At 55.2% G+C, this 20,663-nt stretch carries 22 protein-coding genes; 3 read left to right on the top strand and 19 right to left on the bottom strand.

Translation table 11 applies throughout. The annotated features are described in order from the left end of the window. Window positions 1-14: 14 nt before the first annotated feature. The 6 genes from flgG to flgB form a co-directional block, all read right to left on the bottom strand. The gene (gene flgG / locus hmeg3_RS08215) at window positions 15-797 is read right to left on the bottom strand and encodes a flagellar basal-body rod protein FlgG (protein ID WP_094563301.1); all 783 of its coding nucleotides are present in this window, start codon (window positions 795-797) and stop codon (window positions 15-17) included. Between the two features lie 21 nt (window positions 798-818). Continuing rightward, window positions 819-1,559, bottom strand: coding sequence for a flagellar basal-body rod protein FlgF (flgF, locus tag hmeg3_RS08210; RefSeq protein ID WP_094563300.1), 741 nt, complete (start codon window positions 1,557-1,559; stop codon window positions 819-821). 98 nt (window positions 1,560-1,657) lie between these two features. Continuing rightward, on the bottom strand, window positions 1,658-2,941 hold the full coding sequence (gene flgE / locus hmeg3_RS08205; RefSeq protein WP_094563299.1) for a flagellar hook protein FlgE: 1,284 nt from the start codon (window positions 2,939-2,941) through the stop codon (window positions 1,658-1,660). A 33-nt stretch (window positions 2,942-2,974) separates the two neighbouring features. Then, on the bottom strand, window positions 2,975-3,691 hold the full coding sequence (locus hmeg3_RS08200) for a flagellar hook assembly protein FlgD (protein ID WP_094563298.1): 717 nt from the start codon (window positions 3,689-3,691) through the stop codon (window positions 2,975-2,977). Between the two features lie 14 nt (window positions 3,692-3,705). Beyond that, window positions 3,706-4,110 carry a flagellar basal body rod protein FlgC gene (gene flgC / locus hmeg3_RS08195; RefSeq protein ID WP_007882609.1) on the bottom strand — a complete coding sequence of 135 codons (405 nt, stop codon included), beginning with the start codon at window positions 4,108-4,110 and terminating at the stop codon, window positions 3,706-3,708. A gap of 5 nt (window positions 4,111-4,115) precedes the next feature. Further along, window positions 4,116-4,538, bottom strand: a complete 423-nt coding sequence (gene flgB / locus hmeg3_RS08190; RefSeq protein ID WP_050476018.1) for a flagellar basal body rod protein FlgB — start codon at window positions 4,536-4,538, stop codon at window positions 4,116-4,118. Between the two features lie 211 nt (window positions 4,539-4,749). On the opposite strand from flgB, the gene flgA reads away from it, so the two are divergent. The 3 genes from flgA (at window position 4,750) to hmeg3_RS08175 (ending at window position 6,379) form a co-directional block, all read left to right on the top strand. Beyond that, window positions 4,750-5,472 carry a flagellar basal body P-ring formation chaperone FlgA gene (flgA, locus tag hmeg3_RS08185; protein ID WP_094563297.1) on the top strand — a complete coding sequence of 241 codons (723 nt, stop codon included), beginning with the start codon at window positions 4,750-4,752 and terminating at the stop codon, window positions 5,470-5,472. Window positions 5,473-5,580: 108 nt separating this feature from the next. Next, a complete protein-coding gene (flgM, locus tag hmeg3_RS08180; RefSeq protein WP_094563296.1) occupies window positions 5,581-5,895 on the top strand; it encodes a flagellar biosynthesis anti-sigma factor FlgM in 315 nt (104 codons plus the stop codon). A gap of 4 nt (window positions 5,896-5,899) precedes the next feature. Continuing rightward, window positions 5,900-6,379, top strand: a complete 480-nt coding sequence (locus tag hmeg3_RS08175; protein ID WP_094563295.1) for a flagella synthesis protein FlgN — start codon at window positions 5,900-5,902, stop codon at window positions 6,377-6,379. Between the two features lie 104 nt (window positions 6,380-6,483). On the opposite strand, the gene motD is transcribed toward hmeg3_RS08175, so the two are convergent. The 13 genes from motD to hmeg3_RS08110 all read right to left on the bottom strand — a co-directional run bounded on the left by motD (window position 6,484) and on the right by hmeg3_RS08110 (window position 20,308). Next, window positions 6,484-7,284, bottom strand: coding sequence for a flagellar motor protein MotD (gene motD / locus hmeg3_RS08170; RefSeq protein WP_094563294.1), 801 nt, complete (start codon window positions 7,282-7,284; stop codon window positions 6,484-6,486). A 31-nt stretch (window positions 7,285-7,315) separates the two neighbouring features. Continuing rightward, on the bottom strand, window positions 7,316-8,062 hold the full coding sequence (locus hmeg3_RS08165; protein WP_094563293.1) for a flagellar motor protein: 747 nt from the start codon (window positions 8,060-8,062) through the stop codon (window positions 7,316-7,318). Then, window positions 8,044-8,778 carry an RNA polymerase sigma factor FliA gene (locus tag hmeg3_RS08160; protein WP_094563292.1) on the bottom strand — a complete coding sequence of 245 codons (735 nt, stop codon included), beginning with the start codon at window positions 8,776-8,778 and terminating at the stop codon, window positions 8,044-8,046. The genes hmeg3_RS08165 and hmeg3_RS08160 overlap by 19 nt, the downstream gene beginning before the upstream one ends. Window positions 8,779-8,784: 6 nt before the next feature. Next, window positions 8,785-9,582: an antiactivator of flagellar biosynthesis FleN protein gene (locus hmeg3_RS08155; RefSeq protein ID WP_094566210.1), complete on the bottom strand. Its 798-nt coding sequence runs from the start codon at window positions 9,580-9,582 to the stop codon at window positions 8,785-8,787. A 34-nt stretch (window positions 9,583-9,616) separates the two neighbouring features. Next, window positions 9,617-11,065, bottom strand: coding sequence for a flagellar biosynthesis protein FlhF (gene flhF, locus hmeg3_RS08150; protein WP_094563291.1), 1,449 nt, complete (start codon window positions 11,063-11,065; stop codon window positions 9,617-9,619). After that, a complete protein-coding gene (flhA, locus tag hmeg3_RS08145; protein ID WP_094563290.1) occupies window positions 11,062-13,161 on the bottom strand; it encodes a flagellar biosynthesis protein FlhA in 2,100 nt (699 codons plus the stop codon). The genes flhF and flhA overlap by 4 nt, the downstream gene beginning before the upstream one ends. Beyond that, window positions 13,158-14,339 (bottom strand): flagellar biosynthesis protein FlhB, encoded by a 1,182-nt coding sequence (gene flhB / locus hmeg3_RS08140; RefSeq protein WP_094563289.1) that lies wholly within the window; start codon window positions 14,337-14,339, stop codon window positions 13,158-13,160. Before flhB ends, flhA begins: the two co-directional genes overlap by 4 nt. Window positions 14,340-14,634: 295 nt before the next feature. Next, window positions 14,635-15,312, bottom strand: coding sequence for a protein phosphatase CheZ (gene cheZ, locus hmeg3_RS08135; protein WP_369828863.1), 678 nt, complete (start codon window positions 15,310-15,312; stop codon window positions 14,635-14,637). After that, a complete protein-coding gene (gene cheY / locus hmeg3_RS08130) occupies window positions 15,299-15,694 on the bottom strand; it encodes a chemotaxis response regulator CheY (protein ID WP_007882640.1) in 396 nt (131 codons plus the stop codon). Before cheY ends, cheZ begins: the two co-directional genes overlap by 14 nt. Before the next feature lie 146 nt (window positions 15,695-15,840). Further along, the gene (locus hmeg3_RS08125) at window positions 15,841-16,920 is read right to left on the bottom strand and encodes a chemotaxis response regulator protein-glutamate methylesterase (protein WP_094563287.1); all 1,080 of its coding nucleotides are present in this window, start codon (window positions 16,918-16,920) and stop codon (window positions 15,841-15,843) included. 93 nt (window positions 16,921-17,013) lie between these two features. Then, window positions 17,014-17,619 carry a chemoreceptor glutamine deamidase CheD gene (gene cheD / locus hmeg3_RS08120; protein ID WP_094563286.1) on the bottom strand — a complete coding sequence of 202 codons (606 nt, stop codon included), beginning with the start codon at window positions 17,617-17,619 and terminating at the stop codon, window positions 17,014-17,016. A 3-nt stretch (window positions 17,620-17,622) separates the two neighbouring features. Continuing rightward, entirely contained in the window at window positions 17,623-18,489 is an 867-nt protein-coding gene (locus tag hmeg3_RS08115) for a CheR family methyltransferase (protein WP_094563285.1), read from the bottom strand. A 94-nt stretch (window positions 18,490-18,583) separates the two neighbouring features. After that, on the bottom strand, window positions 18,584-20,308 hold the full coding sequence (locus hmeg3_RS08110; protein ID WP_094563284.1) for a methyl-accepting chemotaxis protein: 1,725 nt from the start codon (window positions 20,306-20,308) through the stop codon (window positions 18,584-18,586). Window positions 20,309-20,663 lie beyond the last annotated feature (355 nt).

Below are 20,663 nucleotides of genomic sequence, written 5' to 3'. Positions count from 1 at the left end.
CAATACACCAGCCATTACATTTGCGACAGTTTTGCCAGCATCTGGTCGGATGTGGTGATTGCTTTACTGTTGATCTCGTAAGCGCGCTGAGTCTGGATCATGTTGACCATTTCCTCGACAACGTTGACGTTCGACGTTTCAACGTAGCCTTGCCACAGTGCGCCGGCGCCGTTGGTGCCCGGGGTATTTGGTGCAGGTGTACCCGACGCGGCAGTTTCTGCGTACAGGTTTTCGCCCTTGCTTTCCAGACCGGCCGGATTGATGAAGGTAGCGACCTGCAGCGTACCGATCTGTGTTGACGCCGCCGAACCGGCTTGCATGATCGAGACCGTGCCATCGCGACCGACTGTCAGCTTGGTTGTATTGGCCGGAATCGTGATCGGCGGTTGCACCGTGTAGCCGCTGGACGTCACCAGCTGGCCTTGGCTGTCTGTCTGGAACGAGCCGTCGCGCGTGTATTGCGTCGTGCCGTCCGGCATCAGAACCTGGAAGAAACCCGCACCTTGGATGGCGATGTCCTTGTCATTGTCTGTCTGGTTCACGTTGCCTTGCGTATGAATACGCTCGGTCGCGACAGGACGTACACCGGTGCCGATCTGCAGGCCCGACGGCAATTGTGTCTGCTGCGACGATTGGGCGCCTGGCTGGCGAATTGTCTGGTACATCAGGTCTTCAAACACGGCGCGCGAACGCTTGAAACCGTTGGTGCTGACGTTAGCCAGGTTATTGGAAATCACGTCCAGTTGCGTTTGTTGCGCATCCAGACCAGTTTTGGAAATCCACAAGGAACGAATCATTTTTTCTCCAGTACCTGGTTATTAACTCACCGACAGAATTTGTGTCGCTTTATCCGAATCACTTTGGGCGGTTGTAATCACCTTCATGTTCAGATCGAATTGGCGTGCGAGATTGATCATGCTGACCATCGACTCGACAACGTTGACGTTACTGCCTTCCAATGCACCACCGGCGAGGCGCACATTGGCGTCCGGCGGTGCCTGCGTGCCTGCGGTCATACGGAACAAACCGTCATCGCCGCGCTTCAATGCTTTTTCATCCGGATTGACCAGCTTGATCCGTCCCAGAATATTCACCGCATTTGGTGTCCCGGTTGTCGGAATCGACGACACAGTGCCGTCGGAAGCAATCGCAATGGTGACATCAGGAGGAATACTGATCGGGCCGCCATCGCCCATCACGTTCAGACCTGTCTGCGTTTGCAGAATGCCGTTTTCGCTCAGCTTGAAGCTGCCGTTGCGAGTATAGGCTTCACCGCCGTCAGCACTCTGAACGGCGATCCAACCCGGACCTTGAACCGCGACATCGAGTGCGCGACCGGTATCCTGAATCGGACCTGCACTGAAATTGGTGCCTGCGGTCGAATCGACCACAAACGTGCGCGTCGCCAACCCTTCGCCGACAACAGGCACTGCGCGAAAGGTATTGAGCTGTTCGCGAAAACCGGTCGTCGTTGCATTGGCCAAATTGTTGCTGGTATTGGCCTGTTGCTCCAGTGTGTGCTTGGCGCCGGACATGGCGGTGTAGATCACACGATCCATAGTTACCCCTAAATTTGCGTGCGGCAGTGTTACCGCACGCCTCCCCACTTAATTCAAATGAGTCAAATAAGTCAAATTGCTCAGACTTGGTCCTGCTATTAACGCAAGCTGACCAAGGTTTGCAGAACAGTATCCTGCACCTTGATGGTTTGTGAATTGGCCTGATAAACGCGTTGCGCCACGATCATGTTGACCAGTTCCGTGGTCAGATCGACGTTGGAGTCTTCCACCGCACGTGCTTGCAAAACACCGAACTGACCTGTGGTCGGCTTGCCGATCAACGGCTCGCCTGCATCGGACGTCGCAGCGTACAAGTTGCTCCCCAATGGCTGCAAGCCATTAGGGTTCGCAAAATTAACCAGCAGAACCTGCCCCAAGATCTTGGTATCGTTGTTCGAATAGCTGCCCATGATCTGGCCATCCTTGCCAATCGAGAAGCTCGACAAAACGCCTGGTTCTTTGCCATCCTGGCTTTGTGCGATTGGCGCGAAATCAGCACCGGTCTGTGTCGTCCCGGAGTAGTTCAGCGTGATACCAGCAGCAGCAAAAGCAGCGCCAGCTTGCGGTGTCAGATGTAAAGTAGCTGCCGGTTGTGGAGTTGCCGGTGCAGCGGTCAGCAGAATACCGTTATTGTCGAATGACAGCGTACCGACTTTCGCCTGTGTCGCAGGTGTCGTAAAGGCAGGGTATGCCTTGCCATCAACCGTCGTATATACATCCCAGTTAGTTTGGGTGGCCGTGGATGTAGCCTTGTTCTTGACGTAGTAGGTCTGGACATTGTAGCTATTGCCCAAGCTGTCATAGACGGTAACGCCGGTGGTGCTGTTCCATGTCGTTGAATCACCGAAAACAAATGGCGTCGCGGTAGAGTCGATGGCAGTCAGGCGAGAATCCAGATTCAGCTTGCTTGCTACGTTTGTGGTCTGTGTCGCAGGAATATTTGAGGTATCGATCTTCAGCGGCACTGGATCACCACCAACCACAGTACCCAGCCAACCGGTCAGGTAGGCCCCCTTTTCGCTTGGGTTGATGATGTAGCCATCCTTGTCCAGCTGGAACTGACCGTTGCGGCCATACATTGGTGCAGCATCGGACAGGCTGCTTTGCATGCGGAAGAAACCGTCGCCGTTGATGGCGATGTCCAGTGGATTGTTGGTGGTTGTAACGTTACCTTGCGTGAAAGCCTGCTGAACGTTGGCCACTGCTACACCGATACCAACCGGCGAGTTGCCGGAGCGATTCATCGAATTGGCATACATGTCGGCGAATTGTGCTTGTGCCGACTTAAAACCCACCGTGCTGGCGTTGGCAACGTTATTGCCGATGACGTCGAGGCTCTTCGATGCCCCTGCCAAACCGCTCAGGCCTTGTTGAAAACTCATTTGATTCTCCTTATGCTGAAAGCGGTCAGTGGATTAAAGAATTTGGACTACGTCGGTAGTCTTGATGGTGCCGATATTCGAGACGTTCAGCTTGACGCCGTCAGTGCCGGTGCTAACACTGGCGACAGTACCGAATGCCAGTGCCGTCGCGCCGACGGCCGAGCCCGCGCTCGTTGCCGACACGGTGAAGGTATAGGCGCCATCTTTTGCCTGGGTGCCGGCATCGGTTGCTCCGTTCCAGATAATCGGCAACGTACCTGCTGTCTGCGCACCCAGGTCCAGCGAGTGGACGACATTGCCGGCCGAGTCGCGGATGGTGACTTTGACGCTGTCGGCGTTGTCTGCCAGTTGCACACCGAAGATGGCTTTTTGCGTAGTGACGTCGTTACCGCTTGCATCCTTCGTCGTGTCGGATGTCAGTGTGACGTTGTTGCCCGGTGCCAGAACGCTGTGACCAATCATGTTGGCTGCTTGCAGCGACTGGGACGTACCCAAATTGCTCATCAAAGCTGCCAGCGTTGTGTTCAGTTGGCTGATGCCCGAGACGGTCGACAGTTGAGCCAGCTGAGTGGTCAGCTGGGAGTTATCCATCGGATTTGTCGGATCCTGATTTTGCATTTGCACTGTCAGCAGCTTCAGGAAACGTTGCTGGATCGCTTCAGGGCTGTTGTCGTTCAGGCTGGAAGTAGTGCTGGTCGAAGACGACGAGCCATTTACGGCTGCCAGCAGATCAGAGGAAACAGTAGTCATGATTAGAATCTTCCTTAAGTACCGATGGTGAGGGTTTTCATCAACATATTCTTGGCGGTATTCATCGTCTCGACGTTGGTCTGATACGAGCGCGAAGCAGAGATCATGTTGACCATCTCCTCGACCGGATTAACATTTGGCATGGCGACATAGCCGTTGGCGTCAGCCAGCGGATGCTTGGGATCGTATGTCAGCTTCGGCGGCGCCTGATCTTCGACGATCTGGTCGACTTTGACGCCGCTATCAGAAATATTGCCATAAGGAACCGCCTTGAAAACGACCTGCTTGGCCTTGTACGGCTGGCCGTTCGGGCTGGTTGCGCTGTCGGCGTTGGCGATGTTGCTGGCGACCGTGTTGAGGCGCTGCGATTGCGCGCTCATGGCCGAACCGGCGACATTGAAAATATTAGAAAGAGACATGATGATCAGCCCGGTTGGATGGCGGCGAGCAGCGTCTTGATCTGCCCGTTGACTGCCGTGACGCCTGCTTCATAGCGTACAGCGTTGTCAGTGAATTGGTTGCGCTCGACGTCCATGTCGACGGTGTTGCCGTCGACACTGCCCTGTGTAACAGTGCGGTAAAGCAGCGGAGAACCGCCTATCCCGCTGTCGCCCGTCGGCTTGCCGGCAATATGGCCCGCCGAAGTACGCGCCAGCTCGACAGGCGGAACCTTGGTCGTTTTACCGTCCATTGCACCTTGCAAGGTCTTGGCGAAGTCGATGTCACGCGCCTTATAATTCGGCGTGTCGGCATTGGCAATGTTGGATGCCAGCAATTGCTGACGCTGGGCGCGCAAATTCAGCGCCGTCTCGTTGAACCTCAGATAATCATCCAGTTTTGCGACCATCGATTTCTCCTGAATGCGCCCTTCAAAAAGTACGCATTACGCCGATAATGGGATTTAGATACCATTGGATCATACGACCCCACCCAAAACTCGATTGCCCGATAAAGAGATAAAACTATGCCTTGTTCAGCCTTTTGATGAAGGCTGCCGCCATTAGTATTGCTGACACGATGGCCACTCCTTCGGCCACTAAGGTGTTAAAGTTGTTGTTATGAAATTATTCTTTAAAGCGCTGGTGCTGCTTCTGTCTGTCATCGGGTTTTCTGCGCTTGCACAAACGGCAACTTCCGAAGCGCCAAACTCGCCTCCCCGGCAGAATCTGGTGGCCCTGCAGCAAGTCGCCGAACAGTTCATCAAAATCCAGACCACCGGACTGTCCGGTACGGTGAATGCAACGGTTGAGCCCGTCGACAGCCGCCTGACGCTGGCGGCCTGCCCCTCCCCTCAAGCCTTCCTGCCTAACGGTGGGCGCCTGTGGGGCAAGACCACGATCGGCATCAAATGCACCGCGCCCTCTCCTTGGACAATCTACGTGCGCGCCACGGTGCAGGTCGTTGCAGAATATATAGTCGCTGCCACGCCTTTAGCGCAAGGGCAAACCATCGGCCCGAACGACATCAGCAAAGTCAAAGGCGACCTGTCGAACTTGCCAAACGGCATCATTATGGATCCGTCGCAAGCCATCGGACGCACTGCGAACATCTCGCTGGCGGCGGGCGCACCACTTCGCCAGGAAACTCTACGCGCAAATCGTGTCGTACAGCAAGGACAGTCAGTCCGTATCGTTTCCACCGGCCCGGGATTCCAGATTGCAACTGAAGGACGCGCACTGAATAACGCCAGCGAAGGCCAGATTGCACAAGCCCGAACACCCACGGGACAAGTGGTCAGCGGCGTTGCCAGAGCCGGCGGCATCGTTGAAATCAATTACTGAATAGCAACAGGATCAAGCCGGAGAAAAAGTATTAAAGTTTGCGGAAAAATGTCCGATAATCTATGCAACAGGCGGGCCACAGAGCCCTAACCACTCAAGGATGATGCCGTGAACGTTAATGACGCACTCAAAACTGGTCCGGGCCTACCGGAGATCGCGCAGCCTCAGGCGCGTACCTCCGCTACGACCGGCACCAAGACTGATACAGTAGGCGCAGATTCTGCCAACGTACAGCTGTCCGCTCAGTACCAGTCACTGGGTGCGAAGGCAGCAGGTCCGGCGAGCGGCAGTTTCGACGCGAAGAAAGTTGCAGAGATCAAAGCCGCTATTGCCAATGGAACCTTTCAGGTAGATCCGGAAAAAGTTGCCAGTGGGCTATTAGATACCGTAAAGAATCTGATTGGCACACGTAGCAAAGCATAATGTAATGACAAGCACTACCTCGCAACGGCCCTCGCACTATCTTGCTGAAGAAAAGCAGGTAACCTCACGCCTGGTTGCAACACTGCAGCAAGAACAAACGCTGCTCAGTGGCAATGGCGACGCAGATGAAATTCCAAAAGTCATCAACGAAAAAGCACTGATCATTGCCGAAATGGCAAGACTTGCAGATCAACGTTATCGCCTGTTGTCGGCGGCGGGTTTCCACGCCAGCGAAAACGGCATGCAAAGCTGGCTTGATCAACATGGCGCCGCAGCCGACAAGGGACTATGGAATGAACTGTTCGAACTGGCGCAAACAGCACGCGAATTGAATCGCGTCAATGGCACACTGGTCGGCCGTCAGATGGCAATCAATCAAAACGCATTGAAGATTCTCCAAGGTAGGAGTGGCGGCGGCTCACTTTACGGCCCGGATGGATCGGCCAGTGTAAGCACTACGGGACGTCCGCTTGGCATAGGCTGAGGCTGATGGTTCAGGTATAGATTGATAATAAAAAAGACCACCGATGTGGTCTTTTTTATTATGCGTCAAGCTTCACGCTTTCAGTACCGATCAACCCAGCATTGCTAAGGCTTGGCCTTCGGTATGCCCTCCGCAATCGGCACCTCCATCACCTGTTCCGCGAGGCGCGACAAAATCATCACATCCACGCGACGGTTGCGCAAACGCCCTTCCGGCGTGTCATTCGATGCTACTGGTTGATTCGATCCATGCCCCACCGCAGTCAGACGCAGCTCGGCAATACCCTGATTGCCGAACAGGCGGGCAACGGTGCTTGCCCGCACTGCCGACAGTTCCCAGTTGGAGGGAAATACCGAAGTGCTGATCTGGGTGTTGTCAGTATGACCTTCGATCTGGATCGCATGGTCATCGTTCTTCAGCACTCTTGCGATGGCAATCAAGGTCTCTTCAGACTCCTTGCTGACTTTGGCGTCGCCGGGAGCAAACAAGACATTCGCATTGATCTCGACATTGACGCCGACGCTGGTTTGCGTAACCCGCACCTTCCCTTCTTGCACCAGCGGCGCAAGCACTTGCATGATGTCGCGCGCCATGTCGGTCATGCGCTCTTTTTCACGCCGCAAGGCTTCATTGTTGCGTGGCTTTTGGAGGGGAGGAATTTTCGGCGTGGCAGCTTGTTGCGCCCCTTGCCCGCCGGCTTGCACGATCACCGGCGCCGTTGATATCGGCTCTTTGCCGAAGGCATTGATCAGCGAATCGGCGAGGATTTTGTACTTACCTTCGTTGACCTGTGAGATCGCATACATGACCACAAAGAAAGCGAACAGCAAGGTAATGAAGTCGGCGTAGGAAACCAGCCAGCGCTCGTGGTTTTCGTGCTCTTCTTCGTGTTTTTTGCGTGCCATGGACACCGCCGTTTTTTATGCGCTTACGCGTTTATGCGTTCTTAAAGTAGGACTCGGCCCGCTCCTGAATAACGCGCGGATTGTCGCCGCTGGCAATGCCGAACAAACTGTCGGCCACCATCTCCCGTTTGAGAACTTCCGCCGTCAACAGTTCTTTCAGTTTATTGCCAACCGGCAAAAAGAACAAATTGGCGAGGCCAACGCCATAAATCGTGGCAACGAACGCGACTGCAATCCCGCCACCCAGACGTGCTGGATCGGCCAGATTTTCCATGACATGAATCAGCCCGAGTACAGCACCAAGAATACCGATGGTCGGTGAATAACCGCCGGCGGCTTCCCAGATCTTCAACGCCTGGCGCTGCCGGGTTTCGTAAGTGGAGATATCGATTTCGAGAATTTCCAGCAGCTTGGCCGGTGTGATGCCATCGATCAGCAGACGAAGCCCCTTCTTGATGAAAGGATCGTCCGTGTCATTCATGTGCTCTTCGAGATGCAGCAAACCCTCGCGACGCGAGATGGTGCTCCAGAGCGAGATATTGTCGATCAGTGTGCGGTAGTCGTGCACAGGGGGAGAAAATACCGCCCCGAGCAATTTCACGCCACGCACGAAATTGTCGAGTTTGGTTTGCAGGAGGACAGCACCGACAGTACCGGCAAAAACAATCAAAAATGCTGTCGGCTGCAATAGGGAACTGAGGTGACCGCCTTCCAACACTTGCCCAAGGAAGATGCCTCCCAGGGCTAACGCCAAACCGCCTAAGCTACTCCAGTCCACGCTTGCTCCCTCAAGGTCGAGCGCATGCGGGCAATCGCCTGACTATGCAACTGACATACGCGCGACTCAGACACGCCCATGACGGCGCCGATTTCTTTCAGGTTCATTTCCTGCTCGTAGTACAGGCCCATCAGGATCTTTTCACGCTCAGGGAGAGCTTTGATCGAATCGATCACGGCTTCGCGGAAACCGCCGTTGATCAGATTTTGCAGAGGATCGTCATTTTGGCTGGTCTGATAACGATCGAGGAAATGTTCATGACCGCCCTCGGCATCATGAAAGTCTTCGTAATAGATCAGTTGATGGCCGCCGCATTCGGTGAGCATCTCCTGATATTCATTCAGACTCATCTTGAGCTGTTTGGCGACTTCCGTTTCTTGCGGCGGTCGTCCCAGCTGCTGCATCAGAACATGAATTGCGTCTTCGATCTTGCGCGTGCTCTGGCGAATGCTGCGCGGCAGCCAGTCGCTGCTGCGCAACTCGTCGAGCATCGCACCACGGATACGCTGCACGGCATAGGTTTCAAACTGCGCGCCATGCGTTTCTTCATAGCGATTGACAGCGTCAAGCAGGCCTATCATGCCTGCTTGAATCAAGTCGTCCACTTCCACACTTGGAGGAAGCTTTGCCTTCATCTGATGCGCCAGCTTCTTTACGAGCGGCGCATGCAGCTGCAGCAAATGATTCTTGTCCGTCTTGCCATTGACGTTATACATAACACGTCATACTCCGAGACTTGCACCATCGGTTGCCATACCGTACGTGCCCTTGGTGAGATTGGAAAGCGAGAACTGATTCGCCAAACGCTTGAACGCTATTGTTGCTCCGGTCAGAGGGAATGCCTCCAACACCGTACGCCCCTGCCCCGAAGCGCGACGAATGTGATCGTCGGCCGGAATCGAGCCCAGGAAATTTAATTGTGCCGCCAGATAACGATTAGCCGCCTGCGCCATGTTTGCAAACACCATCTGCGCTTCCGCATCGGAACCACCGGTCACCAACAGGTTGAACGGACGGCGACCGAGGCGATCGCTCAGACTCTTGATCAGGACGTAAGCCGCCTTGATGGAATTGGCGCCAGTCGACATATGCACGACGATCTCGCCCATCTCCATCGCCGGTACCGGCAATACATCATCGTCATTCAGCTCGCCATTGACGAGTGTGATGTCCGACTCGGCAGTCAGTGCATCGAAAATTTCAGCCAGGCGCGAGGCTTGCGGATGCGTGGCCGCAGAAACATTCTTTCGCGACAGACGGGCCAATGCAAAACCCTCCGGGACCAGTCGCACTGCCTCGTCGAGGTGACGTTCCTGACGTGCGACATCCAGCAGACTGGCTACCGTCATTCCGCCAAAACGGGACAAGATGCTCGATGGCGTCATGCATGCATCGACCAGCAAGGCGTTGCAGTCATTCGCAGCAAGAGAAGCCGCCAGATTGATCAGCATCGCGCCTTTTTCATCGTCGGGAAGCACCGAGAAAAAACTGAACACGCGTGGCGTCGGACGCTCCAGCATCCGGCGCAGTCCTTCCGCTTGATCAACATCATAGCTAGCCAAGGATCACCTCCCGCAGGCTTTTGTCATTCATGGCTGTTGCTGTCGGTCCGACAACAACCGGCAACTCGGCATCCTGAAACTCGAACGGCGCAGTTTCACGCTTCAGTTTAAAGGCTCGGTCAGCCAGATACAACTTGTTGGCGACATGCAAATCTTCTGGAACGCGTTGACCGTTGGCAACGTAATAGAGATTCAATTTTTGACGGATGACAACATCGAGCACGTTGCCAATGGTCGCCGCTTCATCAAGCTTGGTGATGATGCAGCCTGCCAGGCCGTCGCCGGAGTAAGCGCTCACAACTTCATTGAGCGTGCCGCCGGTTGCTGTTGCATTGAGGCAAAGCAGGCGCTTGATCTCGGTACCCGCGCCGGACAGCATGGCTGCTTGTTCTGCAACCATCTGATCGCGCTGGCCCATGCCTGCCGTATCGATTAGGACAGTATGTTTGCCGCGCAGTTCGTCCAAAGCGATACGCAAATCGGCCTCGTCTTTCACCGAGTGAACCATGACACCGAGAATCTTGCCGTAAATGCGCAATTGCTCGTAGCCGCCGATACGATAGCCGTCGGTCGTAATCAAGGCCAGCTTGCCCGGGCCGTGGCGCATGACACAGCGCGCCGCCAGTTTGGCCGTCGTGGTCGTTTTACCAACACCGGTTGGACCGACTAGCGCGTAGACGCCACCTTCTTCCAACAATTCGTTCTCGTTGGCCATGGTCATCAGATTCTTGGCCAGTACCGATTTCACCCAGAACATCGCATCTTGCGACTTTGGATTTTGCGGCAAGTTTTCCGTGATCAAACGCGACAGGCTGGCGCTGAAACCGGCGGCCAGCATTTCACGCATGATGGCGGCCTTGGCCGGTTCACGCTTTTGCGTGCCACCCCAGGAGATTTCTGCCAGTTGGGTTTCCAGTACACCGCGCATGGAACGGATTTCCGTCATCACATCGGACAGAATCTCGTCGTAATCCTTGCCATCAAACTCCGCCATGATGGGCGATTGCTTCGGACGTTGTGGAGACGCCGAAGGAGCCGACGAGGCTTGCGAAGGTCGCTGCTGTTGCGCTGCCTCTTGCTGCTCCTTGGCGCTGGCGCGGGCGGCGTTGCGGGTACGCCATACGCGTGCTTCAGCCTGTGCAGCACTGTGTTCGATAGCGCTTGATTCGACACCCAGCCCCTGATGCTCGACGCGGCGTGGCGCGGCGGCCTGCGGCTGAGCAGGTTGCGCCGGAGGTCGTCGCACGGCCGGGCGCGGCATCGCATCCTTGGCCATGGCAGGCACGACCAACGAAGACATATCCTCGTTCGCCATTGCCAGAATTTCGACTCCGTCTTCGATATTGCGATTGGAGAGGATGACCGCATCCGGACCGAGCGCTTCGCGAACCTGGCGCCATGCATCGCGCGACGAACCTGCAATAAATTTTTTAACGTTCATGCTTGCCCTCCAACTAGGCTAGTAACTTTAATCGTTTTCGAATCAGGAACTTCAGCGTGCGAAAGAACCCGGAGCTGCGGCATGGCGCGTCGCAGGAAGCGCGACAGCAATGCCCTTAATGGTGCCGGGACTAACAATACCGGGGTTAAACCCAACTGCTCTTGATGACGTGCTGCATTCTCTGTTTGTGTAATCAACGCATCGGCCAGACCTGGCTCGATACCGCCGCCCTCCGGACCGCTGGCCTGCATCGCCTGCATCAGCAAGCGTTCGAGCTTGCCGTCGAGCGCCATGACGGACAACTCTGCTTCGGTCGGGAAAATCTGTTGTATGATCGCGCGGCCCAAGGCAATGCGCACGATGGCAGTGAGTTCGTTCGGCTCCTGCACCCGCGCCGCATTCTCGGCCAGGGTTTCGATAATAGTCCGCATATCCCGAATATGCACGCCTTCGATGAGGAGGTTTTGCAACACTTTCTGTACAGTACCCAAAGGCAACAGCTTGGGTACCAGATCTTCGACCAGCTTCGGCGCATCCTTGGCAATGTGGTCGAGCAGTTGCTGCACTTCCTGACGACCGAGCAGTTCGGCGGCGTGCAAGGTAATGAGGTGATTCAGGTGAGTGGCGATCACGGTGCCGGTATCCACCACCGTGTAACCCATGGTTTGCGCCATTTCGCGCATGCTGCTTTCAATCCAGACAGCTGGCAAACCGAACGCAGGATCGGTGGTCATCAGTCCTGGCAATGGGCCAGTCACCATCCCTGGGTTAATCGCCAAAAACTGACCGAAGGTAGCTTCGCCCTTGCCGATTTCAACACCTTTCAAAGCAATCCGATATGCCGATGGTTTCAGTTCCAGATTGTCGCGAATGTGTACCGGCGGTGAGAGGAAACCGACTTCCTGTGCGAATTTCTTACGGATGCCTTTGATGCGGCGCAAGAGTTCGCCGCCCTGCCCTTTATCCACCAGCGGAATCAGGCGGTAGCCGACTTCCAGCCCCAGTGTGTCGACCGGCAGAATATCTTGCCATGTTGCTTCTTCAATTTCAGGCGCAACAGCGGTCGGCGCAGGCATTTCGGTCTGGACGGTTGCTTCCTGGATCCGCTTGTTCACCATGTACGCAGTGCCTGCCAGTATGCCCGCCAGCAAGATGAACGCAATATGCGGCATGCCCGGGATCATGCCCATGCCGCCGATGATGATCGCGGTCAGGTACAGTACTTCCGGTTTGGCAAACAACTGATTGATCAGCTGGCCGCCGACGTCCTGATCGTTGGCCACACGAGACACCACAACACCGGCTGCAGTGGAAATGATCAGAGAAGGAATCTGCGCAACCAGGCCGTCACCGATCGCCAGCAAGGTGTAGTTCTTGAGCGCCATATCGAATGCCAGATCATGCTGAATCATACCGACGACCAAGCCACCCACGATATTGACAACGGTAACGATAATGCCGGCGACGGCATCGCCGCGCACGTACTTACTGGCGCCGTCCATCGCGCCGTAGAATTCTGCTTCCTGAGCAACTTCCTTACGACGCGCACGCGCTTCAGGTTCGCCGATCATACCGGCGTTCAAGTCGGCATCGATCGCCATCTGCTTACCCGGCATCGCATCCAGAGTAAAGCGTGCACCCACTTCAGCAATACGGCCGGCACCCTTGGTGACAACGGTAAAGTTAATGATCGTCAGGATGATAAACACCACAATACCCACGGTGTAGTTGCCACCGATCAGGAAGTGGCCAAAGGCTTCGATCACCTTACCGGCAGCGTCCGGACCGGTGTGGCCTTCGGTCAGCACGACGCGTGTGGAAGCAACGTTGAGCGACAGGCGCAGCATCGTACTGACCAGCAGCACGGCCGGGAAAGCAACGAAATCCAACGGCTTGACGGTGTACAGAGCAGTCAGCAGAACGATAACCGACAGCGAAATATTGAAGCTGAACAGAATATCCAGTGCAAACGCCGGCAGCGGCAGCACCATCATCGCTAGCATCATAACGATGAGGATAGGCGCCGCGAGTGCCTTGGTATGCTTCACCGGCACCCAGGCCGGCAGTTTCATGCTGCTCAGATTGTTTAGATTCATCGCGCTGCCCTAGCTCGAATGGCAGCAATTGCAGCCTTGCGTTTGTACAAAGGATCGTCCATTTCTTTCGGTACATCCAGATCGTGCGGTTCTTCCGGACGGACACCTCCGCCTGCACCATAGGTGCGCAGCTGGAAGATGTAGGCCAACACTTCAGCCACTGCGGTATAGAGCGCCTCGGGGATTTCGTCACCGATTTCAGTGTGGTAATGCAAGGCACGTGCCAATGGCGGCGCCTCAAGAATCGGTACTTTGTGTTCGCGTGCAAGTTCGCGAATCTTCGCAGCAACAGCTTCGGTACCTTTCGCGACCACGGTCGGAGCAGACATCGAACCTTCGCTGTACTTGAGCGCCACGGCAAAGTGTGTCGGGTTGGTCACCACCACGTCTGCGGTCGGCACGTTGGACATCATGCGGCGGCGTGCAGCTGCACGTTGCAGAGCGCGGATCTTGCCCTTGATCTGCGGGTTACCGTCGGATTCCTTGTGCTCATCCTTGACTTCCTGGCGAGTCATCTTCAGCTTGCGGTTGTAGTTCCATAATTGATAAGGCACATCAATCACGGCAATCACGATCAAGGCGCACACCATCATCATGAAGCTGGACCACAGCAAATGCGGCATGTGACTGCTGCTGCTCTGCAGCGATTCGACGCTGAGGTTCAGCACTGCATCGATATGACTTTCCATCGCCAGCCAGGCAACGATCCCCACCAGAACGGTCTTGAGAATGCCTTTGCCAAGCTCGACCAGCGAATTGATGGAAAACATGTTCATGAATCCCGAGATCGGATTCATGCGGCTAAATTTGGGAACCAGCGAGCTGCCGTTGAACAACCAGCCGCCGAGAATCAAAGGAGATGCGACTGCTGCCAGCGTCATCATGAAGGCAATCGGAATCATCGCAACCGCGATTTCCATGAAATGCCCACTTAGGTGATTAAACAACAGCACCGGGTCGTAGGCCATCTCGCGCTCTAAGGTCATGCTGGACACCATGATGCGGTTCAGACTGGTGACTAGCGGGCCCGTGAACATCCAGATCGTACTGCCGCCGATCAACAATGTGACGCACGTAGCCATCTCGCGCGAGCGCGGCACGTCGCCTTGCTCACGAGCTTTTTCAATACGTTTGCTCGTGGGCTGTTCGGTCCGTTCCTGATCGCTTTCTTCGGCCACTGCCGCTCCCCTGTATTGCTGCTTTCCGCTTGTAAGGACGGAATTTTGAGACTATCAGGGAGAATTATTGGCGAGAGAGGCACCAAATCATCGCGAGAACAAGGGGCGAAACGCCCCGTATTTCGGGAGAGGAAAAGCACGCCAAGTCTGCCTTCAGAGGGGAGACGGCAGAAACGTGGAAGGAGAAAACCTGCACCGGGCTGAAATTTAAATCTTGCCCGGCGAGGCTCGTTGCGGAATTAACTAATAAACAACAAAAAGCAACAAATTCAATCAGGTACGACTGAATACCAATTCAGAAACCCAGACTTTCCAACAAGTCATCAACCTGACTTTGATTGGCAATGACATTTGTACCGGTCGGATTGATCTGCGGGCCGTTGAGCAAGCCGTTGTCTTCACGCTTTGCTTCCGGCGGCGAATAGTCCACCAACAGCTGCACCAGCTGACTCTCGATGTCGTGCGCAAGGGCTGTGACACGCTTGATCACCTGCCCGGTCAGATCCTGAAAATCCTGCGCCATCATGATGTCCAGCAGTTGCTGCTTGGTCAGCGTGACGTTTTCGCGTGTGGAATCGAGGTACCGCTGGGTCTTTTCCGCCATTGCACGGTACGCCGCTTCCGAAAAACCTGCGTCCGTGACAGCTTTCCATTCTGCAGCAAGGGTGCCGGCACCGTCGCCGATCGCATCCTGCATCGGGCCGGCGGTTTCCGTGGCGGTAAGCACGCGTTGCGCCGCCTTCTCAGTCATCATCGCCACATACTCAAGGCGATCACGCGCATCGGGCATATCGCTAGCGGCTTTTTCCAGCAAACGGTCAAATCCCAAGCCGCGCAGATTGTCGTGCAAACTGCGCGTCATGTGGCCAATTCGGACCAGAAACTGATCTTGCTGATCCGCACCCGGAGGTGCCGCTTCCGCTCCCGGAGGTACTGCTCCTTGGGATGCAGTATCCACGTTAGCCTCCGGCATCCAGCTTTTCGAAGATCTTGCCGAGCTTTTCGTCCAGGGTAGCGGCCGTGAATGGCTTGACCACATATCCATTGGCACCAGCTTGCGCTGCAGCAACAATGTTTTCCTTTTTGGCTTCTGCCGTTACCATCAAGACCGGCAGCTTCGACAGCGCCGGATCTTTACGGATTTCCTGCAACATGGTCAGACCGTCCATGTTAGGCATGTTCCAATCGGAAACCACGAAGTCGAATTGATCGCTGCGCAGCTTGTGCAATGCTTGCACGCCGTCTTCGGCTTCATCCACGTTGGTGTAACCCAGCTCTTTAAGCAGGTTCCGGACGATGCGGCGCATCGTGGAGAAATCGTCTACAACGAGAAACTTGGTATTTGGGCCTGCCATGACTATTACTCCATTGATTCAAAACAATTGTTGACGATAACGACACGAATACAGCGAACTTGAGGCCCTGTCCTACAAAATCCAGGCATTTGCCAATGTGCTACTACTGAGCATCTTATTCTGCGATGGGCTGCATGGTACTCGAACTACACTCGCAATGCACGGCTACCGTGCTCTGCCAGATAGCTCATCACCCGGCCTGGCATGGCCTGCAGAGACAATACCTCATGTGCACCGCCAACGGCAATCGCTTCACGCGGCATGCCGAAGACGACGCAAGACGCCTCATCCTGCGCAAAATTGTAGGCACCGGCATTACGCATTTCCAGCATGCCAAGCGCGCCGTCCTTGCCCATACCGGTCAAAATCACACCTAACGCGTTCTTGCCGGCGCACGCTGCAGCCGAGCTAAACAGCACATCGACCGAAGGCCGGTGACGATTAACCGGCGGCCCCTGATCAAGCTGAGTCATGTAATTGGCGCCGCTGCGCACGAGCTTGAGATGCGAATGTCCTGGCGCGATGTAGGCATGGCCCGGCAAGATACGCTCGTTGCCGGCAGCTTCCTTGACCGAAATCTTGCACAGATTGTCCAGACGCTGCGCGAACGACCGCGTAAAACCTTCCGGCATGTGTTGCGTGATCAGAATGCCCGGACAATCCGATGGCATCTTGATCAGGAATTCCTTGATTGCTTCAGTTCCACCTGTGGAGGCGCCGATGATGATCAGCTTTTCGCTCGACAGCAGCGGATTGCGCATCTGCGGCAGCGGCTCGCCGCCTGCTGTCTTATGCGAGTCCGGATGCGGAATTGCACGCGGACGAATACTCGCCTTCGACGCCGCGCGAATCTTGTCCGCGATCATGTCGGTGTATTCCTGCATGCCGCTCTGAATCGAAATCTTTGGTTTCGTGACGAAGTCGACGGCGCCCAATTCCAGCGCACGCAAGGTGATTTCAGATCCGCGCTCGGTCAGCGACGAGACCATTACCACTGGCATCGGCCGCAAGCGCATCAATTTTTCGAGGAAGTCGAGACCGTCCATGCGCGGCATTTCGACGTCCAGCGTCAATACATCCGGGTTGGTCTGCTTGATTAAATCACGCGCAATGATAGGGTCAGGGGCCACGCCCACGACTTCCATATCTGGCTGGCTGCCGATGATCTCCTTCATGACGCTACGGATCAATGCCGAATCGTCAACGATCAATACTTTTATTTTCATACGATCAGTACTTTCCAGAAACTTGCTTCTGCACGCACGCGTAGAAGCCTATAAACCATTGTACAACTCGCCCTGCAGGGAGCAAGCCCGACTTTAAAACAAGTCGACCGCGCCGCCAATTGGTTTCGTAACCAACTTGCTGGCGTAGTCCTGCTCGCGGTTTACCAGCGTATTGTTGTGCAGTTGTTTGAGCTTTTTAACCAGCACTTTGCCGGTCCGCGGGAAAAAATACACCTTGCGCGGCCAAATGTCATTGAGATCTTCGGCCACGACACGAATATTCTCCGCCTTCAGATAATCCCGGACGAACTGCGCATTGCGCTCGCCAACGTTGATGGCGATAAACCCGCGCAATACATTGCCGCCACCGAATACCTTCGCCTCCAGGTTTTCACGCCGCGCACCTGCTTTGAGCACGTCGTTGATCAGAATTTCCATGGCGTAGGTGCCGTAGCGCATCGATGCTGAAATGGGGCTGTCGCCGTCACCGCTGTCGGGCAACATGAAATGATTCATCCCGCCGATACCGGTGACACGGTCGCGGATGCACGCCGACACACACGATCCCAGCACGGTGACGATCATCATGTCTTTGTGCGTGAAATAGTATTCACCTGGCAGTATCTTCGCCGCGTCGCAGTCGAAGGTACGGTCGTAATAAACGTTGGATGCGAATTGATCCTGACCTTGGGGATTCATGATTTATTTCCCCACTTTGCGCTGTGACGCCGCGTTAAGTTCGTAAACAGTCTTACCCTTCAACTTCAATGCATCCGACACGTACAAGAAATTCTCTGAATGGCCGGCGAACAACAAGGCGTGCGACTTCATCAGCGGAACAAAACGAGACAGAATTTTGCTCTGCGTCGGTTTATCGAAATAGATCATCACGTTGCGGCAAAAAATAACGTCAAACTGCCCTTGCACCGGCCAGCTGTCGCCAAGCAGGTTCAGTTGCTTGAAGGTGACCATCTTGCGCAACTCCGGACGTACGCGGACATACCCTTCCTGATTACCCTTGCCGCGAAGGAAGAATTTTTTCACTCGCTCAGGCGACAACTTGTCGATGCGCTCCATCGGATATACGCCATTGGCACCGGTCGCCAGTACGTTGGTATCGATATCGGTGGCAATGATCTGCGCCGGCGGCGTGAGGCTGCCATAGGCTTCACAGAGCGTCATGGCGATGGTGTATGGCTCTTCGCCCGTTGAAGCGGCAGAACACCAGACCGTAACCGGTTCCTTCAGCGTTTTGACGAAATCGGCAAGGATAGGGAAATGATGCGATTCGCGGAAAAATGACGTCAGATTGGTTGTCAGCGCATTGGTAAAGGCTTCCCACTCATCCGCATCGCCACCTCGCTCCAACAAATCCAGATATTGAACGAACGAGCCGATACCGGTCGCACGCAGCCGCCGGGCCAGCCGGCTATAGACCATTTCCTGCTTGCTTTCTGCAAGGGCGATGCCGGCACGCTTGTAAATCAGGTCGCGGACCCGGTCAAAATCACGATTGGTAAAATCGAACTCTTTGACAGAATCAAGCTTATTCTGTGGCGCAGGTTTCAAGTTGATTTTCCTTTTCTAGTCGGCCTGCCCGATTCTGAGACAGATACCCCCGTTGTCGAATAGTCTATCAACCTGCCCTGCACGGTCAAGCTGTTCAAGCCGAGATCTGGCGCACCAATCCCTTGCTGTTCTCGATCTTGCTCGCCGTGGTTAGCTGCTTAGCCGGCTTTTCTGACGGTTTTCCTGACGGCGTTCCGACGTTTTGCGACACGACAGCCGCACCGGTTGTCGCGACCGGCACGCCTGCCTCAGCCTGACTGGACCGATACCCGACGCGAAAACCACCCCAGTGCTTGCCGTTAACGTAAATGGGTACTGACAGGTCATGCATGACCTCACCGGTGTCGCGCTTATAGGTTTGCAAGAGAAATGACTTTGTATTCGCGCCGCAACGCTTTCCGGTGCGGTCGCTGAATATGCGCTTGGTACGGTTGTTCACCAGATCGGTATCGTAGTCGCCGGTTAGCGGCTTGGAAAACTTCTTATTGTGCGTGGGAAAGTAACCGTTGTTATCGACAGCGCCGGCATACGCCAATTGCGGCATCGCTTCCAGCAATCCCTCCTGGACATCCGGCAGCACGCGATCAGTAAACGTATCGAACTGTGTGGTGTGCTTGGGTGGATTCGTGTTGGGAATCGGCTTGTAAGTGCGATCAAACAACGCCGCCTCCGTAATACGCCCTGCCGCAATCGCCTCTTCGAATAATTTCCCGATGCGTTTGGCGGTGACCGCAGCGGCTTTCTGGATATCGTCGTGCTGAGTCTTCGCGTTGCTTTCCACGATCGCGTCGTACACCAGTTCAGCACGCTCCGACAAAGCCATCGCCGACGCAGCAACGCGCGGCAATTCGATATCGGTTGCCAGCATGCCGTCACGAATCTTCAGGATCGCCTCCGCAATCCGATGCGTAGTTTCCACGTGTTCGCGAGACGCACGGGCGATCTGTTGAATCTCTTCCTCAGAGATGGCAGCCGATCGCTCGATATTGCCGAGGAAGCCATGTACCCGCTCAACATTCTGTGACGCTTCCTGCACTTTGACGCTCAGCGCCTGCATACCACCGGCAGCGCGTTCCGCCTCTTCCGTGATGGACCGTACCATCGCACCGATGTCATCGGTTGCCTCTTTCGTGCGTTGCGCCAGTTGACGCACTTCACCGGCCACAACGGCAAACCCACGGCCATGCTCACCCGCGCGCGCCGCTTCGATCGCAGCATTCAACGCCAGCAGATTGGTGCGCGCCGCGATCTCACTGATCACTTCGGTGATGCCGTGGATGCGCTTGGATTTTTCCTGCAACGCAGACATCATGGCCGAAGCGTTCTGCGCATCATGGCGTGCCTTGCTGATCTGCGCCAATCCCAAATCGACTTCAGCACGACCTGCCACACTTTCCGAGCGTACGTCGGCAGCAACCTTGGAAGCACGCTCGGCATTGGCAGCAATTTGCTCGGTGGTGCTGGCGTTCTGCTCGGAACCTGCGACGATGCCATTAGCCGCTTGCACGTCCTGTCCGATTTTATTCTTGATGGAATCGACAAAATAAGAAGTCTCCGCCGCGCCGATCATGATGTGATCGATTTCGCTGCCGATCTTGTCGACGAAGCTGACGCCTTGATCCGCGTTACCGCGCCTGCTCGCAAGGCTGGACAAGATCACCGCCACAGCCGTCGCCGCCACGGCTTGCCACAATACTGAAAGCGGCAATCCCGATGCGTTCAGCCCGGCAAACGCACCGCCGCCGACGGCAACCGGAATCACCACGGCCACCAACACATCCAGCGCCCGCGACAGCACCCTGCTTTTCCTTTGGAACATACGGCAGTCTCCTCACAGTATTTCCGTCTTGCCGGTTTGCTATTGATTTGCTGTTGATATGGCAAGTACGGATGTCGTCCGAACAACGTTGAAAGGAGATCTGGATACGCCGTGCCGGTTCGCCCTCGATTTCTATTTATGCAATCCGGCGCGCAGTCTCCTCCTATTTTGAAGGCAGCTTACAAGGCATAACTTACGTGTAGCTTATGCGGGAAGGGTCAATGCCGAATCCTTGAGGCTAGTCATTCACGACCTGGCGCATTTCGTCTTGCGTTTCACCCCGCACCTCATCTTTATATACCTGTTGCGCCATACCTGCCGGTAGGCAACTTCAAAAAATGAACAGAAGCCGGCT

Source organism: Herbaspirillum sp. meg3, assembly GCF_002257565.1.
In the GTDB taxonomy this organism is placed as follows: domain Bacteria; phylum Pseudomonadota; class Gammaproteobacteria; order Burkholderiales; family Burkholderiaceae_D; genus Herbaspirillum.
The sequence above is the reverse complement of the archived record's forward strand: the minus strand, read 5'-3'. Positions and strand labels throughout refer to the sequence as shown.

Bases quoted from the DNA above. Each gene is read 5' to 3' on its own strand.
- flgG (WP_094563301.1), bottom strand. From the start codon at position 797: ATGATTCGTTCCTTGTGGATTTCCAAAACTGGTCTGGATGCGCAACAA.
- flgF (WP_094563300.1), bottom strand. From the start codon at position 1,559: ATGGATCGTGTGATCTACACCGCCATGTCCGGCGCCAAGCACACACTG.
- flgE (WP_094563299.1), bottom strand. From the start codon at position 2,941: ATGAGTTTTCAACAAGGCCTGAGCGGTTTGGCAGGGGCATCGAAGAGC.
- hmeg3_RS08200 (WP_094563298.1), bottom strand. From the start codon at position 3,691: ATGACTACTGTTTCCTCTGATCTGCTGGCAGCCGTAAATGGCTCGTCG.
- flgC (WP_007882609.1), bottom strand. From the start codon at position 4,110: ATGTCTCTTTCTAATATTTTCAATGTCGCCGGTTCGGCCATGAGCGCG.
- flgB (WP_050476018.1), bottom strand. From the start codon at position 4,538: ATGGTCGCAAAACTGGATGATTATCTGAGGTTCAACGAGACGGCGCTG.
- flgA (WP_094563297.1), top strand. From the start codon at position 4,750: ATGAAATTATTCTTTAAAGCGCTGGTGCTGCTTCTGTCTGTCATCGGG.
- hmeg3_RS08175 (WP_094563295.1), top strand. From the start codon at position 5,900: ATGACAAGCACTACCTCGCAACGGCCCTCGCACTATCTTGCTGAAGAA.
- motD (WP_094563294.1), bottom strand. From the start codon at position 7,284: ATGGCACGCAAAAAACACGAAGAAGAGCACGAAAACCACGAGCGCTGG.
- hmeg3_RS08160 (WP_094563292.1), bottom strand. From the start codon at position 8,778: ATGTATAACGTCAATGGCAAGACGGACAAGAATCATTTGCTGCAGCTG.
- hmeg3_RS08155 (WP_094566210.1), bottom strand. From the start codon at position 9,582: ATGCTGGAGCGTCCGACGCCACGCGTGTTCAGTTTTTTCTCGGTGCTT.
- flhF (WP_094563291.1), bottom strand. From the start codon at position 11,065: ATGAACGTTAAAAAATTTATTGCAGGTTCGTCGCGCGATGCATGGCGC.
- flhA (WP_094563290.1), bottom strand. From the start codon at position 13,161: ATGAATCTAAACAATCTGAGCAGCATGAAACTGCCGGCCTGGGTGCCG.
- cheZ (WP_369828863.1), bottom strand. From the start codon at position 15,312: ATGCCGGAGGCTAACGTGGATACTGCATCCCAAGGAGCAGTACCTCCG.
- cheY (WP_007882640.1), bottom strand. From the start codon at position 15,694: ATGGCAGGCCCAAATACCAAGTTTCTCGTTGTAGACGATTTCTCCACG.
- hmeg3_RS08125 (WP_094563287.1), bottom strand. From the start codon at position 16,920: ATGAAAATAAAAGTATTGATCGTTGACGATTCGGCATTGATCCGTAGC.
- cheD (WP_094563286.1), bottom strand. From the start codon at position 17,619: ATGAATCCCCAAGGTCAGGATCAATTCGCATCCAACGTTTATTACGAC.
- hmeg3_RS08110 (WP_094563284.1), bottom strand. From the start codon at position 20,308: ATGTTCCAAAGGAAAAGCAGGGTGCTGTCGCGGGCGCTGGATGTGTTG.